This window comes from Sphingomonas sp. S-NIH.Pt15_0812, from assembly GCF_003951315.1.
GTDB lineage: Bacteria > Pseudomonadota > Alphaproteobacteria > Sphingomonadales > Sphingomonadaceae > Sphingomonas.
Genome location: NZ_QLJH01000004.1, coordinates 80,385 through 97,141, shown reverse-complemented (window position 1 = coordinate 97,141; position 16,757 = coordinate 80,385). Strand labels below are relative to the sequence as shown.

Genomic DNA, 16,757 nt, shown 5'->3' with positions numbered 1-16,757 from the left:
CGGACGCTCCGTCCTGGATGGGGAAAGGGAGGCAGCAACGGCCCTACGAAAAAGGGCGACCCAGCGGGCCGCCCTTCCTCGATACCATCGTTGGTGCCGTGCTTAGAAGCGCAGCTTGCCGGCCACGGCGAACGAACGACCCAGCACGTCGTAGGTCGACGGATAGGTGTTGCCGCTGTTGAATGCGGTGGCACCGGCCGAGGACCCGACCACCGGCGGCTTGCGGTCGCCGATGTTGCGGCCCGTCACCGTGAAGGTGAAGTTGTCCGTGACATCGAACTGCACCGACAGGTCGAAATAGTCGTACGCGCCGATGCGGTTGAAGTTGTAGCTCTGACCGGCCAGCGGGCTGGGGCCGGTGATCGTGCCGTTGAACAGGCTGCGGTTCGCGGTGGTGAAGCCACGGGCCGCGAAGTCCGATGCCTGGCCCTCATACTGGACCGCGCCGATGTGACGCCACAGCAGCGACAGCGTACCCGGCCCGAAGGTCAGGCTCGTGCGCTGGTTCCAGGCCCATTCCGGCTGGATCGACTGGCAGTTGACGCTGTAATAGCCGACGCAGTCGCGGGAGTAGGACGTGCTGGAAGCCTGGAAGGTGTTCTTGTTCGTCCAGGTGCCCTGGAAGCTCAGGTTGAGCCCCACTTCGCCGAAGTTACGCGCATAGTTGGCGTTCAGGTCGATGCCGTCGGTCGCCAGGCGGCCGTTGTTGGTCAGCGGCTGGGGCAGGCCCGGCACCGTCGCCGACGAACCGCTGAGACGGCCGTTGACCGTGCTGCGGCGGATCGCGGTGCAGGCGCTCGATGCGGCCTGCGCGGCGGTGATCGTCGCCGGGTTGTTGCCGAAGCAGGCACCCAGAATGTCGTTCGGCGTGGCGAAGGTGATCGCGTCGTTGACCTTGATGTTGAAGTAATCGACCGCGACGCTCAGGCCCGGCACCAGGCCGCGCGGCTGGATGATGACGCCCAGCGTGTAGGTGTCGGCGGTTTCCGGACGGATGTTCGGATTGCCGCCGCCGGTCACGTTCACCTGGCCGCTGGCCGGGTTCTGGATCAGACCGATCGCCGCGGCGGGTGCGCCCTGGTTGCGGCAGGCGAGCGTCAGGTTGGCATTGCCGACCGGCGCCGCGCCCGCGCACGGATCGACCAGCAGATTGTCGAGGCTGGTGACGCTGGGCGTGAACAGCTCGCCGATGTTGGGTGCGCGAACCGCACGCTGATAGTTGCCACGGAACTTCAGCTCCGGGAACGGCTCCCAGCTCGCGCCGGCCTTCCAGGTGGTGGCGTTGAAGCTCGGATTGTTGGCGGCCTGGACCTTATAGTCCGAATAGCGGACGCCGGCTTCCAGCGTCAGGGCGCGGAAGAAGGGCTTGTCGGCGACCAGCGGGGCGATGACTTCGCCATAGGCTTCGCGCACGTCATAGCCGCCCGAGAAGGGCAGGATGGCGCCACCCGCACCGCCCAGCTCGCCCGGCGACAGCGCATAGGCGTCGGGAATGCGACGATAGGTATACTTGCGATACTCGCCACCGGCCGCGAATGCGATCGGCTCGCTCGCCCAGGGCAGGGTGGTGCCGAAATCGCCGTTCAGCACCGCGCGCGCCTGCGACAGGGCGGTCTGGATCTGGATCGTGCTCTGCCCGTTCAGGAACGCTGCCTGGTCCGGGGTGATCGAGCCGGCCTGGCCGAACAGGTTGAGCGGCACGCAGTTGTTGGTGGTGACGGTGCAGGTCGTGGTGTTGGTGGCGTTCAGCGCCTGCTGCACGCGCGACCGGAGCACATAGCCCGACTGCGTCTGGTTCAGGTCGTTCTCGCCATAGGCGCCCGACACGTCCAGCTTGGCGTGCTCGGAGAACTTCAGGCGCAGGCCGGCCTTATAGTCGAATACCTGCGTGGTGTAGCGCGAGATGCGCGGGCCGATCTCGACCGTGCGGCGGTACACGGCCGGCAGCGACAATGCGGTGTTGTTGTTGCAGGTCGCGCCCAGGGCGATGCCGTTCAGGCCGCAGATCTGGTCGCGCAGGCCGGCCGACAAATAGGGATTGTTGCCCGGAATGGTCAGCGACTCACCGAAGATGCCGGACGGCGCGATGATCGTGTCGATCGTGTTCTTAGAGAAGAGGCCACGGCTATAGACTTCGAGATTGTCCGAAATCTCGTAATGTGCCGCGGCGTACATGTTGTAACGCTTGAACGGCGTCTGGAAGATATTGTACGGGCTGAAGTTGAACGGCGCATAGGCCGCAACCAGCGCGGTGTTGCCCGGATTGACCTGGAGCTGACCCGCGCCGAAATCCACGCCGGTCGGGACCGAGGTGGGCGACGCGCCGGATGCGACGCCGTTGGTCGAGCCGATCGTGTAGACCGAAACGTCGCGATCGCCCTGATAAAGCGCGTCGGCTTCCTGATAGCCGAGGCTGACCACCGCATTGCCCCGGCCGTCGTCGAAGTTCGCGCCGATCGTCAGGTCCGAGTTGAAGATGTTGCCGTCACCGCGCTCGGTGATCTGCTGGCTGGCCGAAGCCTGCACACCGGCGAAATCGCGCTTGGTGATGAAGTTGACGACGCCAGAGACGGCATCGGCGCCGTAGGAGGTGGAAGCGCCGCCGGTCAGGATGTCGACGCGCTGCACCAGCGCCGCCGGAATGTTGTTGAGGTCGACCGTGCCGCCGGCCGCCGCGGGCACCAGGCGGTTGCCGTCGAGCAGGACGAGGTTGCGGTTGGCGCCGAGGTTGCGCAGGTTGACGGTCGAGAAGCCGCCATTGCCGTTGTTCACGGCCGCGCCGATGCCCGGCACCGCGCCCGGCAGTTCACGCACGATCTGCTCGACATTGGTGATGTTGCGCAGGGTCAGTTCGTTTTCGGAGACCGTGTTGACCGGGCTCGACGAAACGAGGTTCGGGTTGGTGATCAGCGTACCGGTGACGACGATGTCGCCGCCCTGGTCGGCCGGGGCCGGCGTGTTGGCATCGGTGGCCTGCTGCTGCGTTTCCTGGGTCGCGGGCGCGGTCTGCGCCACGACAGGCGAAGCGAATGCCGCGGACCCGACGAGCAGCGTCGTGTGCAGCAGGCGCGAACGGAATGGATTGCGCATCAAAATTTGGATCCCTTTTTACCGTCGATCTGGAATTGACGATCACCTGCGAGCTTTCGACGCTAGGATGCGGGAAACATACGCGACGCGCCGATCTTGTCGAATTCTCATTGAAATTTATCAGCAAAAAAGCAAATTTGTGTTGCCTTTGAGCAACTAAGGCATCGAGGCTTACCTAATTGTATTTGCCATGGTAACCAAGGAATGTCAGCATGATGATGCTATTGGTAGGTAATTCTGCCGCATTCGCCTTTTTCGCGATGATAATTGGATGTGCATGCTGAACATGGTCATGGCGGCCGCTCTGGTCGTGCAAGGAGGGGCGCCGTCGTCGTCCGCTGATGGCGCGTTCGATCAACTGACGGCGTGCCGGCGGATCGCTGCCGATGCGGAACGGCTGGCCTGTTTCGATCGGGCGGCGGCGTCGCTAGACGATGCGCGTCGCCGCAAGGATGTGGTGGTGCTGGACCGGGCCGAGGTCCGCCAGGCGAAACGGTCGCTGTTCGGCTTCTCGCTGCCGTCGATCCGCCTGTTCGGGCAAGGCGAGGATGACGAGCCGCTGCGTCAGCTCGTCGGCCGCGTCGAGGATGTCAGCAGCTTGCCCGGCGGGATGTTCCGGTTCCGGGTCGAGGGGGGCGGATCATGGGATTCGACCGAAGCCGTGATGGTGCCGCTCCGCAAGGGCGACGAGGTGACGATCAAGGCCGGGACGTTGGGCAGCTATGTCGCGAGCGCGCCGGGACGACGCGCGGTACGCGTGCGCCGGTTGCGCTAACGCCGGGGACGGATGCGCCTACCGCTCCGCCAGTAGCGCCCGCGTCACGCCGTTGGTCCAGCCGAACCCGTCCTGGGTCGGATATTCGCCGCCGCCGCCGGGCTTGCGCTCGGTGACGTCGTATTTCTCCAGCAGCTTGCCCGAAGCGGTATATTCGCGCTTCACCGTGGCCAGCCAGCCCGCCTTGATCCGGTCGGCGGGGGCGGCCAGGCCATAGCGGCGCAGGCCGGCGATCGCGACCCATTGCAGCGGCGCCCAGCCATTGGGATCGTCCCATTGCTGGCCCGAGGCGACCGGCGTGGTGCGGACGCCGCCCTCGCCGATCAGCGGGGCCAGCGCCGCCGCCACGCCGCGCGCCTGGTCGGGCGTGGCGATGGCGGTGAACAGCGGAAAGGTCATGGCGGCGGTCGGCTGGTCCGATACCGTCCTGGCGTCCAGGTCGTAGTCGGCGAAGAAGCGGCCATTCCACATCCAGCGACGGATCGCGGTGGCGCGCGCCTCGGCCTGTCGGGCGAAGGCCTCGGCCGCCTTGCGATCGCCCAGCGCCCGGTACTGGTCGGCCAGCGCGCGTTCCATCCCGACCATCAGGCTGTTGAGGTCGACCGGCAGCAGCCGCGTCGTGCGGATCGTCGCCAGCGTGCGCCGGTCGCCCAGCCAGCGCGAGGAAAAGTCCCAGCCGCTTTCCGCCGCCGCGCGCAGGTCGCGATACAGCTGGCGCGGATCGCGATCCGGTGTCGCCGCCGCCAGTTCGGCATCCTCGCGATAGCTTTCGTCGCGCGGATCGTCGCGATCGTCCCAATAGCGATTGAGCAGCGTGCCGTCGGCCAGCCGCACGACGCGCGCCGTTTCGCCGCCGGGGGGCAGCCCCTGGGCCCCGCGCATCCACCAGTCATGTTCGGCGCGGAGCTGGCGGGTGCGGGTGGCGAGCGTCGCGGGGTCGCGGGACATGGCCGCGATCAGGTAGAAGAAGGGCGGCTGCGACCGGCTGAGATAATAGCTGCGCGTGCCGTTGGGGATATGGCCGTAGCGATCGATCAGGCTGCCGAAATCGACGATCATGTCCTCGACCAGCCGCTGCTGCCCCGAGGCTTGCAGACCCAGCATGGTGAACCAGCTGTCCCAGTAATACATCTCGCGGAAGCGCCCGCCGGGCACGACATAGGGGCGGGGCAGCGGCAGGGCGGAGGCGCCGGGCGGCACGGTCGGCGTGGTGCGGGTCAGTTGCGGCCATAGTCGGTCGATATGCGCGATCAGGGGCAGCTTCTCCTGCGGGCGCGGCGCGGCGTCGGGAGCGAGCGCGAAATGCGCCGCGACGAACCGGCGCAGGCCCGCATCGTCGTCACAGGCGCAGGCGCGATAGGCGGCCATGATCGCGGCGGCCGGTCGCTTCGGCACCGCATCGGCGAAGGTCTTCGAATCGGGGAAGATCCGACGCATCTCCACCGCCTGGTAGAGCGGACCGAAGATCTGCGCGGGCGAGGGGGGCATGGCGGTCGGACTGGTCTGGGCGGTAGCGGGGGAGGCGGCCATCAGGCCGGCGGTGGCGGCGAGGGTCAGGCCACGTCTCACGGGCGGCTCTCCAACAGGGTGCTGCGGGCCAAGGTGACGCGGCGTTCGTCGCGGTCGATCCGCACGGTCAGCATCTCCGCTCCCATCGGCAGGCGCAGGACGAAGCCGTTCGCCGCCTGCCAGCGTTCGGACGTCATCGGCCGCACGCTCAGGTCGCGCCAGTCGGCCTGTGCCAGCCAATGCTGGTCGGCGAACGGCCCGGCGCGGCGCAGCGCAGCCAGCCGCGCGACGAATGCCTCCAGCGCGGTGTCGCGCCCGGTCCAGTCGAGCCAGGACAGTTCGTCCTGCGCATAGGCGTTGTTGTTGCCACCCTGGCTGCGGCCGAACTCGTCGCCGGCGGTCAGCATCACCGTGCCGCGCGAGGCGAACAGCGTGGCGAGCAGCGCACGGATATCGGCGTCGCGGCGGCGGCGGATGTCGGGATCGTCGCTCGGCCCCTCGACGCCGTTGTTCCAGCAGACCTCCTCGGCATGGCCGTCGCGATTTTCCTCGCCATTGGCCTGGTTGTGGCGGCCGGAATAGCTGACCACATCGGCGAGCGCGAAGCCGTCATGCGCGCTGATGAAGTTGACGCTGCGGGTGTGGGCGGAGCGGCCGAACAGGTCAGACGACCCCGCGACCCGCGTGGCGAGCGCGCCCACGCCCAGATCGCCGCGCCAGAAGCGGCGGACATCGTCGCGATACCGGTCGTTCCATTCCAGCCAGGTGTCGGGGAACGCGCCCAGCCGATAGCCGCCGGGGCCGATGTCCCAGGGTTCGGCGATCATGATCCGGGTCGACAGCACCGGGTCCGCCGCGATGGCGGCGAAGATCGGCGCCTGCGGGTCGAAGCCGGGCGAGCGGGCGAGAACGGGGGCGAGGTCGAAGCGGAATCCCTCCACCCCCATGCGCGCGAAGTGGCGCAAGCTGTCCAGGGCCAGCGTGCGGACATGCGGCCGTCCGAAATCCAGCGTGTTGCCGGTGCCGGCATCGTTGATCAGGCTGCCGTCCGGGGCATGGGCATAGGATAGGGGATCGAGGCCGCGCAGCGACAGCGTCGGGCCGGCGAGATCGCTTTCGCCGCTATGGTTGAACACCATGTCCAGGATCACGCCGATCCCGGCCTCGCGCAAGGTCGCGATCGTGGCGCGCAGCTCATCCATGCCGCCGGGGGCGAGGCGCGGATCGAGCGCCATCATCGCCACCGGATTATAGCCCCAGGCATTGGTCAGGCCGAGCGGCCCCAGATGCCGCTCGTCGATCCAGGCGACGATCGGCATCAGTTCGATCGCGTCGACTCCGATCCGGCGGAAATGGGCGATGACGGCGGGATGCGCCAGGGCCGCGATCGTGCCGCGCTGCTCGGCGGGCACCTCGGGATGGCGCATGGTGAAGCCGCGGACGTTCAGCTCATAGATGAAGCCGCCTGGGCAGAAGCGGCGCGGCGGCAGCGGATCGTCGGTCCAGGGAACCGGCACGATCGCGCGGGGCACCAGATCGGCGGTGTCGACGCCGCGCTGGCCGAGCTGGGGATCATAGGCGAAGGGGCGGTCGAGTTCGAGCGCATAGGGATCGACCAGCAGCTTCGCCGGGTCGAAACCCATCGCGGCGGGGCCATCGGCGCGATAGCCGTACAGGTCGCCCGGGCCGACGCCCGGCACATCGGCGCGCCACTGGTCGTCATGGCGGATCATCGCCACGCGACGCTCGCCGCCGGCGCCGAACAGGCAGAGCATCACCATCGACGCATCCGGCGCGCGCACCGCGAAGCGGGTGCGGCTCTCCACCGGATGCGCGCCGAGCGTGCCCGCCTCGGGGGCGGGCGGCCAGAGGAACGCACCGACCCGCCGTCCCAGCCGGCCGAGCATCCCCTGGCCGTCGCTCACGTCACCACATCGGGTTCGGTGCGACCGGTGTGGCGGACGATGCCGGCCACCGCATCCGCCGCCGCGACGATATCGGCGAGCATCGCGGTGGTGTCCTCGTCGATGCGCTCCGCCTCATAGCGTTCCAGATAGACGCGCAGCGTCGCGCCGCTGGTGCCGGTGCCCGACAGGCGGAACACGACGCGGCTGCCGCCGGCGAACAGGATGCGCACGCCCTGGTTGCGGCTGACCGAACCGTCGGTCGGGTCGTGATAGGCGAAATCGTCCGCCGTCTCGATCATCAGGTCGCCGATCGCGGTGCCGGGCAGGTCGCCCAGCTTGCCGCGCAGTTCGGCCATCAGCGCATCGGCACGCGCGCTTTCGACGCCCTCATAATCGTGGCGGGCATAATAGTTGCGGCCATAGGTCGCCCAATGGTCGCGCGCGATCGCGTCGACCGACCGGCCGGTGGCCGCCAGGATGTTGAGCCACAGCAGCACCGCCCACAGCCCGTCCTTCTCGCGGACGTGATCCGATCCGGTGCCGGCGCTTTCCTCGCCGCAGATCGTCGCCATGCCGGCATCGAGCAGGTTGCCGAAGAACTTCCAGCCGGTCGGCGTCTCATAGGCGGGGATGCCGAGCCTGTCGGCGACCCGGTCGGCGGCGGCGCTGGTCGGCATCGAGCGGGCGATGCCCTTCAGCCCGTCGCGGTAGCCGGGGGCGAGATGCGCATTGGCGGCCAGCATCGCCAGGCTGTCCGAGGGCGTGACGAAGCGGCCGCGCCCGATGATCAGGTTGCGGTCGCCGTCCCCGTCCGAGGCCGCGCCGAAATCGGGCGCGTCTGGCCCCATCATCGTGTCGTAGAGGGCGCGCGCATGGACCAGGTTGGGGTCGGGATGATGACCGCCGAAATCGGGCAGCGGCGTGCCGTTGCGCACCGTGCCGGCGGCGAAGCCCAGTCGTTTCTCCAGAATCTCGGTCGCATAGGGGCCGGTGATCGCGCTCATCGCGTCGAACGCCATGGTGAGGTTCGCGGCGCGGATCGCGTCGAAGTCGAACAGCGTCTCCATCAGGGCGGCATAGTCGGTGACCGGGTCGACGATCTCGACCGTCATGTCGCCGACCGACACCGTGCCGAGCGTGTCGAGGTCGATATCCGCGCCCTCGACGGTCAGCCAGCGGTCGATGGTCAGGGTACGCGCATGGATCGCGTCGGTCACCTTCTCCGGCGCGGGACCGCCATTGGCGACATTGTACTTGATGCCGAAATCCTCGTCCGGCCCGCCGGGATTGTGGCTGGCCGACAGGACCAGCCCGCCCAGCGCCCGGCGCTTACGGATCAGGTGGCTCGCCGCCGGGGTCGAGAGCAGGCCGCCCCGGCCGACCAGCACCCGGCCGAAGCCATTGGCGGCGGCGATGCGGATCGCGACCTGGATCACCTCGCGATTGAGGAAGCGGCCGTCGCCGCCGATCACCAGCGTCGCCCCGTCCTTGTCGTCGATCGCGTCGAAGACCGACTGGATGAAATTCTCGGCATAATTGGGCTGCTGGAAGACGCGCACCTTCTTGCGCAGGCCCGAGGTGCCCGGCTTCTGGTCGGTATATGGCGTCGATTCTACGGTACGGATCATGCGGCCCCCAGGCTATTATAGAGTCGGGCATAGCGGCGGCCGCTCTCCGTCCAGGAGAAGTCGGCCCGCATCCCATTGGATTGCATCATCTCCCACGTCGCCCGGTCGGCGAACAGCTCGGTGGCGCGGGTGATGGCGTGGATCAGTGACTCGCGCGTGACACCGTCATGGACGATGCCGGTCGCGACCCCGGCGGCGCGCGCGGCCTCGTTGGCGTCGATCACCGTATCGGCCAGACCGCCGGTCCGGGCAACGACCGGGACGCAGCCATAGGCGAGGCCGTAGAGCTGGGTCAGGCCGCACGGCTCGAACCGCGACGGGATCAGGATCGCGTCGGCGCCGCCCTGCAAGCGGTGCGACAGGGGCTCGTCATAGCCGATGCAAAGGCCGATGCGGCCGGGATGGCGGCTGGCCGCGTCACGAAACCCCTGTTCCAGCCCGGCATCGCCCGAGCCGAGCAAGGCGAGCCGGCCGCCGAGCGCGACCAGATCGTCCAGCACCTCGACCAGCACGTCCATGCCCTTCTGCCAGGTCAGGCGGCTGACGACGGTGAAGATCGGACCCTCTCCCGGCGTCAGGCCGAACGCCTGTTCGATCGCGGCGCGGTTGGTGGCGCGCTGGTCGAGCGTGTCGACATCGTAGCGCGCGGCGAGCAGCGGGTCTGTCGCCGGGTTCCACACCGCCGGGTCGATGCCGTTGACGATGCCGCTGACGCTGTCGGCGCGGGCGGCGATCAGCCCCTCCAGCCCCATGCCGAAATCGCCATGCCGGATCTCGCGCGCATAGGTGGGCGAGACGGTGGTGATCGCATCGGCGGATTCGAGACCCGCCTTCAGGAAGCCGACGCCGCCATAATATTCCACCCCGTCCAGTTGGAAGGCGTGGTGCGGCAGGCCCAGATCATGGAAGACGGAGGCGTCGAACCAGCCCTGGAACGCCATATTGTGGATCGTCACCACGGTGCGCGCCGCCGGGCCGGGGCCGGGGGCGAAGCGCAGATAGGCGGGGACCATCGCCGCCTGCCAGTCATGGGCATGGACGATGGCGAACTCGCCGCCCGGCACCGCGCCGCTGCCCAGATCGGCAGCGGCGCGGGCCAACGCGGCGAAGCGCCGCCAGTTGTCGGGCCAGTCCTTGCCGCCCTGGTCGGTGTAGAGGCCGCCGTCGCGCGCGAACAAGGCGGGCGCGTCGAGGATCAGCAGCGGGTGGTCGCCCAGCCGCGATTCGACCAGCCGCGCCTCGACGCCGAGCAGGTGCGGCCAGTGATGCACCACCGTACCGGCCCGGATATGGTTCGCCAGCGCCGGATAGCCGGGGATCAGCGTCGAGGTGGCGAAGCCGTGCGGCGCCAGCGCTGCGGGCAGCGCGCCGACCACATCGGCCAGCCCGCCGGTCTTGACCAGCGGATAGCATTCGGACGCGACGGAGAGGACGGGGGTCATGATCGGGCCTGACATGGGGCTGTGTGCGGGGTCGTCATCGGACGTCTTGGCGGAAGCGGAACCGCCGCGAGACACTTGGCCACCCCGGCGGAGGCTAGACCTTTGCGAGAGTGGCCACCGTGCTCCGGCGAACGCAGGAGTCCAGGGTTGCGCATCCCATAAGGCGTCGTTTTGCTTGGCTCTAGGCTCCTGCGTCCGCAGGAGCGCAAGCCCATGCCGCCATACTCACCCGACTTGAACAGGGGGCTCGCCGTCGCCGGGGTGGTCGCGTCGGAGAAGGGGCGGCTCCCCGCAGCATCATGCGTTCGGAAAGACGCAACCGTCCGCCTGAGTATCCCCCTCACGCGGTCAGCCGGTCGATCATCGGCTGGGTGATGAGGCAGATGCCCTTGTCGGTGCGGCGGAAGCGGCCGGCGTCCAGCTCGGGATCGTCGCCGACCACCAGGCCGTTGGGGATCTGCACGCCGGCATCGATCACCACCCGGCGCAGCCGCGCGCCGCGCCCGATATGGCAATTGGGCAGCACCACCGCCTCGTCGAGCATCGAGAAGCTGTGCGCGCGCGTGCCGGTCGACAGCAGCGAGCGGTTGATCGACGCGCCCGACACGATGCAATTGCCCGACACCAGGCTGGCCACCGCGCTGCCGCGCCGGCCGTCGATGTCGTGGACGAACTTGGCGGGCGGCGTGATCTCCGAATAGGTCCAGAGCGGCCAGCTCTTCTCGTACAGGTCGAGCGCGGGGACGACATCGGTCAGGTCGATATTCGCCTCCCAATAGGCGTCGATCGTGCCGACATCGCGCCAATAGGCGCTGATCTCCGACTCCGACCGCACGCAGGACGCGCCGAACCGGTGCGCCTGGGCGGTGCCGTGCTTGACCAGATAGGGGATGATGTCCTTGCCGAAATCGCGGCTGGAGCCGGGCGTCGCGGCATCGCGGCGGAGTTCCTCGATCAGGAACTTGGTCGCGAAGACATAGATGCCCAGGCTGGCGAGCGCGACATCGGGCTGGCCGGGAATGGCGGGGGGATCGGCGGGCTTCTCGACGAAATCGACGATCCGGTCGCGTTCGTCGACATGCATCACGCCGAAGCCGACCGCCTCCATGCGCGGCACCTCCATGCAGGCGACGGTGACGTCGGCGCCACTGTCGCAATGCTGCTGGAGCATGATCTCATAGTCCATCTTGTAGATATGGTCGCCCGCCAGGATGACCATGAACTCCGGACCATAGCTTTCGATGATGTCGATATTCTGGAACACCGCGTCGGCGGTGCCCTCATACCACTGGAATTCCGAGACGCGCTGCGAGGCGGGGAGGATGTCGAAGCTTTCGTTGCGCTCCGGCCGCAGGAAGTTCCAGCCGCGCTGCAAATGGCGGATCAGCGAATGCGCCTTGTACTGGGTCGCCACGCCGATGCGGCGGATGCCCGAGTTGATCGCGTTCGACAGCGCGAAGTCGATGATGCGCGACTTGCCGCCGAAATAGACGGCGGGCTTCGCGCGCGTGTCGGTCATCTCGTACAACCGGCTGCCGCGCCCTCCCGCCAGTACATAGGCCATGGCGTCGCGTGCCAGCGGCTGCCCCCTGCGATGATCCATCCTCGTCCCTCCTGTCTCGGCGGCACTGTTCCACCCGGAAGGGTCACTGTCGAGGGACGGCCGCCCCGTTCTTCGATGTTTTTGCGTCGGTTCCGGTCGGAAACCGGGGGAGGGGGCGGCTAGGTCATGGCGGGAACATCGGACAGAGGAATGGGGAGGCGGACCGGGATCGATACGACCCCGGTCCCGTTCAACCGTCGAAGCGCAGCATGATCGTGGCGAGCGGCGGCAGGGTAACCCAGCCGATCCCGTCCTTCGCCTCGATCCCGCCCAGATTGCCCAGGCCCGAACCCCAATATTCGCCCGCGTCGGAGTTCAGCACCTCCGTCCACCGGCCGTCATGGGGCAGCGGGAGGCGATAGGGGGCGCGCGCGATCGGCGTCATGTTGGTGATGACCGCGACCGGTGGCTCGCCCGGTGCCTTGCGCAGCCAGGCGAAGACCGAATTGGCGGAATCGTCGGCGACCAGCCATTCGAACCCTTCGCCCTCGCAATCGCGCGCATGGAGCGCGGGCGTTTCGCGATAGACGCGGTTGAGGTCGCGGACCAGGTTGCGCACGCCCTCATGCGCGTGGCTGTACCGGAGGCCCCAATCGAGCGCGCGCTCCTCCGACCATTCGGCGCGCTGCGCGAATTCCTGCCCCATGAACAGCAGCTTCTTGCCGGGATAGCCCCACATGAAGGCATAATAGAGCCGCAGATTGGCGAATTGCTGCCAGTCGTCGCCGGGCATCTTGGCCAGGAGCGACCCCTTGCCGTGGACCACTTCGTCATGGCTGAGCGGCAGGACGAAATTCTCGCTGAAGCTGTAGACCAGGCCGAAGGTGATCTCGCCATGATGATGCTGGCGATAGATGGGCTCGCGCGCCATGTACTGGAGCGTATCGTGCATCCAGCCCATGTTCCACTTGAAGCCGAAGCCCAGCCCGCCATTCCGCTCGCCCGGCGGCGGCGCGGGTTGCGAGACGCCCGGCCAGCTGGTCGATTCCTCGGCGACGGTGAAGATGCCGGGATGCTCGCCATAGACGGCGCGGTTGGTGGCGCGCAGGAACTCCACCGCCTCCCAATTCTCGCGCCCGCCCTGGTCGTTCGGAATCCACTCGCCCGCCTTGCGGCTATAATCCCGGTAGAGCATCGAGGCGACCGCATCGACGCGCAGGCCGTCGATATGATAGCGCTCGGCCCAGAACAGCGCGTTGTTGACGAGGTAGCTCGACACCTCGCGCCGGCCGAAATTATAGATCGCGGTGTTCCAGTCGGGATGATAGCCGAGCCGCGGATCGTCATGCTCGTAGAGCGCGGTTCCGTCGAAACGGGCCAGGCCATGCGCGTCGAGCGGAAAATGCGCGGGCACCCAGTCGAGCAGCACGCCGATCCCGGCCTGGTGCGCGGCATCGACGAAGCGGGCGAACCCCTCATGATCGCCGAACCGGGCGGACGGCGCATAGAGGCCCGTCGTCTGATAGCCCCAGGACGGGTCATAGGGGTGTTCGGTGATCGGCATGAACTCGATATGGGTGAAGCCCAGATCGACCACATAGGGGATCAGCCGCTCGACCAACTGGTCCCAGCTCAGGAACCAGCCATTCTCGTCCTTGTCCCAGGAGCCGGCATGGACCTCGTAGATGCTGATCGGCACGCGGCGCGGATCGACCGAGGCCCAATGTTCGCGATGCCCCCCGTCCTGCCACTGGTGCTGGAACGGCCCGGTGGTCAGCGAGGCGGTGCGCGGCCGCAATTCGGCGGCGAAGGCGAAGGGATCGGCCTTTTGCGGCAACAGCGCGCCGCCCTGCGACAGGATCTCGAACTTGTACGGCTCGCCCGCGCCCAGACCGGGGATGAAGATCTCCCATACCCCGACGCTGCCGCGCCGCCGCATGACATGGTGGCGGCCGTCCCAATGGTTGAAGCCGCCGACCAGCGACACGCGGCTGGCATTGGGCGCCCAGACCGCGAAGTGCATCCCCTCGACGCCCTGATGCTCGATCCGATGGGCGCCCATCCGATCCCATAGGCGGTGGTGCGTCCCCTCGGCGAAGAGGTATTCGTCGAGCGGGCCGAGCACGGGACCGAAGCTGTAGGGATCGACGACCTGCCATTCCGCCTCGCCGCGCGTCGCGCGATAGGTGGTGGGGCCGGGTTCGCCGGCGATCGGGCCTTCGAAGATGCCGGCGTCGTGCACCGGCTCCAGCGTTCCCAGCGACCGGCCGTCCGGGCCGATCGCCTCGACCTTTTCGGCTCCGGCTATCCAGGTCCGGGCGAATGCGCCGTCCGGACCGGGAAACACACCCAGAAGCGAAAAGGGATCGTCGTGACGCCCCTCGACCAGGGCGATGATGGCGTCACTTGGTGGGTTCACAGGACTCCCCAGATATCCTTGGCATATTCCCGGATGGTACGATCAGAGGAGAACCAGCCGACCCGGGCAACGTTCCGGATGGTGGATTGGTTCCAGGCCTTGCGGTCGTTCCAGCGCCGGTCGACCTCGCGCTGCGCGGTCGCATAAGCGTCGAAATCGGCGCAGAGCATGAACCAGTCGCCGTCGTAGAGACCGCCGATCAGCCCCTTGTACCGGTCGGGATCGTCGGGCGAGAAGACGCCCGAGGCGATCGCCGACAGCGCCTGGCTCAGTTCGGGCGAGCGTTCGATATATTCGCGCGGATCATAGCCTTGGGCGCGCTTCTCGGCGACCTGATCGGCGGTCAGGCCGAAGATCACGATATTCTCCGCGCCGACATGGTCGCGGATTTCGACGTTCGCGCCGTCCAGCGTGCCGATGGTCAGCGCGCCGTTCAGCGCGAACTTCATGTTGCCGGTGCCCGACGCCTCCAGGCCGGCGGTGGAGATCTGCTCCGACAGGTCGGCCGCCGGGATCATCCGTTCGGCGACGGAGACGTTGTAGTTGGGGACGAACGCCACCTTGAGCAGGCCGCCGATCGCCGGGTCGGCGTTGATCCGCCGCGCCACGTCATTGGCCAGTTTGATGATCATCTTGGCATTGTGATAGCTCGACGCCGCCTTGCCGCCGAACAGCTTCACGCGCGGGGTCCAGTCGCGTTCGGGATGGCTGCGGATCTGGTCGTACAGCGCCACCGTCTCGATGATGTTGAGCAGCTGGCGCTTATATTCGTGGATGCGCTTGATCTGCACGTCGAACAGCGCGTCGGGATCGATGCGCAGGCCCATCTGCGCCTTCAGCCATTGCGCCAGCACGACCTTGTTCGAGCGTTTCACCGCCTGGAACTTGGACTGGAAGGCGCTGTCGTCGGCCAGCGTTTCCAGCCCCGACAGACGGTCCACATCGTTGCAGAAATCCGGCCCGATCGCGTCGCGGATCAGCCCGGTCAGGCCCGGATTGGCCTCGAACAGCCAGCGGCGCGGGGTGATGCCGTTGGTCTTGTTGTTGATCCGGTCGGGATAGAGGCGGTGCAGGTCGGCGAACACCGTCTGCTTCATCAGCTCGGTATGGAGCGCGGCGACGCCGTTGACCGAATGGCTGCCGGCGAAGGCCAGGTTCGCCATGCGCACGCGCCGCTCGCCGCCCTCGTCGATCAGGCTGATCGCCTTGATCGCATTGTCGTCGGAGCCCAGCGCCCGCGCCTCGCGCAGCAGCTTGGCGTTGATCGCATAGACCAGCTGCATGTGGCGCGGCAGCAGCCGCTCGAACAGCGGCAGCGGCCAGCTTTCCAGCGCCTCGGGCAGCAGCGTGTGGTTGGTATAGCCGAAGGTGCGGCGGGTGACGTCCCATGCCTCGTCGAAGCCGAGGTCGTGGAAGTCGATCAGCAACCGCATCAGTTCCGCCACCGCCACCGCCGGGTGGGTGTCGTTGAGCTGGATCGCCGCCTTGTCGGGCAGCAGGCGGATGTCGCCGGTATATTGGACGTGGCGGCGCACGATGTCCTGGATCGAGGCGGAGGAGAAGAAATATTCCTGCCGCAGCCGCAATTCCTGACCCGCCGCCGTCGAATCGTTGGGATAGAGGACGCGGGTCAGCGTCTCGGCGCGGAGCTGCCCGGCCAGCGCGCCCTCGAAATCGCCGTCGTTGAACCGGTCGAGCCGCAGGGGGTCGATCGCGCGGGCGGTCCAGAGGCGGAGGGTGTTGACCCGCTTGCCGCGCCAGCCGACCATCGGCGTGTCGACCGCGACCGCCTCCACCGCCTCGCCGGCCTTCCAATGGACATGGCCCGTCTCGGTGCCGACCACCTCGCCGCCGAAGCCGACGAAATAGGCGCTCTCGCGCCGCTCGAACTCCCAGGGGTTGCCGTGCTGCAACCAGTTCTCGGGCAGTTCGACCTGATAACCGTCATCGATCCGCTGGCGGAACATGCCGTTCACATAGCGGATGCCATAGCCATAGGCCGGCAGGTCGAGGCTGGCGAGGCTCTCCATGAAGCACGCCGCCAGCCGGCCCAGGCCGCCATTGCCGAGCGCGGCGTCGGGCTCGATCTCCTCGATCTCGGCCAGGTCGACGCCCAGCGTCTTCAACGCCTCGGCGATCTCGCCGGTCTGGCCCAGATTGGCCAGCGCGTCGCGCAGCAGCCGGCCGATCAGGAATTCCAGGCTGAGATAATAGACGCGCTTGGCCCCCTTGGCATGGGCGTCGCGGGTCGATTCCATCCAGCGCTGGATGATGTCGTTGCGGACGGTCAGGATGGTCGCGGCCAGCCAGTCATGCGGGCGGGCGGCCTTCTCGTCCTTGCCGATGCGCTGGACCAGGGTGGCGACGATCGCCGCGGCCAGCGGGTTGGTGGAGGCAACGGGCGTGGTCGAAGCGTCGAGCGAAGTGGCCAAAGCGATACCCCA

General features: G+C 67.6%; 9 protein-coding genes. 1 reads left to right on the top strand and 8 read right to left on the bottom strand.

Annotated features, from left to right (window positions below):
• Positions 1–102: 102 nt before the first annotated feature.
• Positions 103–3,090 (bottom strand): TonB-dependent receptor, encoded by a 2,988-nt coding sequence (locus BRX43_RS04060; RefSeq protein ID WP_125993553.1) that lies wholly within the window; start codon positions 3,088–3,090, stop codon positions 103–105.
• A 271-nt stretch (positions 3,091–3,361) separates the two neighbouring features.
• On the opposite strand from BRX43_RS04060, the gene BRX43_RS04055 reads away from it, so the two are divergent.
• Positions 3,362–3,865 carry a hypothetical protein gene (locus BRX43_RS04055; RefSeq protein WP_125993552.1) on the top strand — a complete coding sequence of 168 codons (504 nt, stop codon included), beginning with the start codon at positions 3,362–3,364 and terminating at the stop codon, positions 3,863–3,865.
• Positions 3,866–3,883: 18 nt separating this feature from the next.
• Here BRX43_RS04055 and treA read toward each other — a convergent pair whose 3' ends face one another.
• The 7 genes from treA to BRX43_RS04020 form a co-directional block, all read right to left on the bottom strand.
• Positions 3,884–5,434 (bottom strand): alpha,alpha-trehalase TreA, encoded by a 1,551-nt coding sequence (gene treA, locus BRX43_RS04050; protein WP_241214752.1) that lies wholly within the window; start codon positions 5,432–5,434, stop codon positions 3,884–3,886.
• Positions 5,431–7,281, bottom strand: a complete 1,851-nt coding sequence (glgX, locus tag BRX43_RS04045; RefSeq protein WP_125993689.1) for a glycogen debranching protein GlgX — start codon at positions 7,279–7,281, stop codon at positions 5,431–5,433. Before glgX ends, treA begins: the two co-directional genes overlap by 4 nt.
• Before the next feature lie 14 nt (positions 7,282–7,295).
• Positions 7,296–8,909 (bottom strand): alpha-D-glucose phosphate-specific phosphoglucomutase, encoded by a 1,614-nt coding sequence (locus tag BRX43_RS04040; protein WP_125993551.1) that lies wholly within the window; start codon positions 8,907–8,909, stop codon positions 7,296–7,298.
• Positions 8,906–10,354, bottom strand: a complete 1,449-nt coding sequence (gene glgA, locus BRX43_RS04035; RefSeq protein WP_125993688.1) for a glycogen synthase GlgA — start codon at positions 10,352–10,354, stop codon at positions 8,906–8,908. Before glgA ends, BRX43_RS04040 begins: the two co-directional genes overlap by 4 nt.
• Before the next feature lie 337 nt (positions 10,355–10,691).
• Positions 10,692–11,954: a glucose-1-phosphate adenylyltransferase gene (gene glgC, locus BRX43_RS04030; protein ID WP_125993550.1), complete on the bottom strand. Its 1,263-nt coding sequence runs from the start codon at positions 11,952–11,954 to the stop codon at positions 10,692–10,694.
• 190 nt (positions 11,955–12,144) lie between these two features.
• Complete coding sequence (gene glgB, locus BRX43_RS04025; RefSeq protein ID WP_125993549.1) at positions 12,145–14,313, bottom strand: 1,4-alpha-glucan branching protein GlgB; 2,169 nt, start codon at positions 14,311–14,313, stop codon at positions 12,145–12,147.
• Complete coding sequence (locus tag BRX43_RS04020; RefSeq protein WP_241214764.1) at positions 14,310–16,694, bottom strand: glycogen/starch/alpha-glucan phosphorylase; 2,385 nt, start codon at positions 16,692–16,694, stop codon at positions 14,310–14,312. The genes glgB and BRX43_RS04020 overlap by 4 nt, the downstream gene beginning before the upstream one ends.
• Positions 16,695–16,757 lie beyond the last annotated feature (63 nt).

Coding starts and splice junctions, on each gene's coding strand:
- BRX43_RS04060 (WP_125993553.1), bottom strand. CDS start 3,090: ATGCGCAATCCATTCCGTTCGCGCCTGCTGCACACGACGCTGCTCGTC.
- BRX43_RS04055 (WP_125993552.1), top strand. CDS start 3,362: ATGTGCATGCTGAACATGGTCATGGCGGCCGCTCTGGTCGTGCAAGGA.
- glgX (WP_125993689.1), bottom strand. CDS start 7,281: ATGCTCGGCCGGCTGGGACGGCGGGTCGGTGCGTTCCTCTGGCCGCCC.
- BRX43_RS04040 (WP_125993551.1), bottom strand. CDS start 8,909: ATGATCCGTACCGTAGAATCGACGCCATATACCGACCAGAAGCCGGGC.
- glgC (WP_125993550.1), bottom strand. CDS start 11,954: ATGGATCATCGCAGGGGGCAGCCGCTGGCACGCGACGCCATGGCCTAT.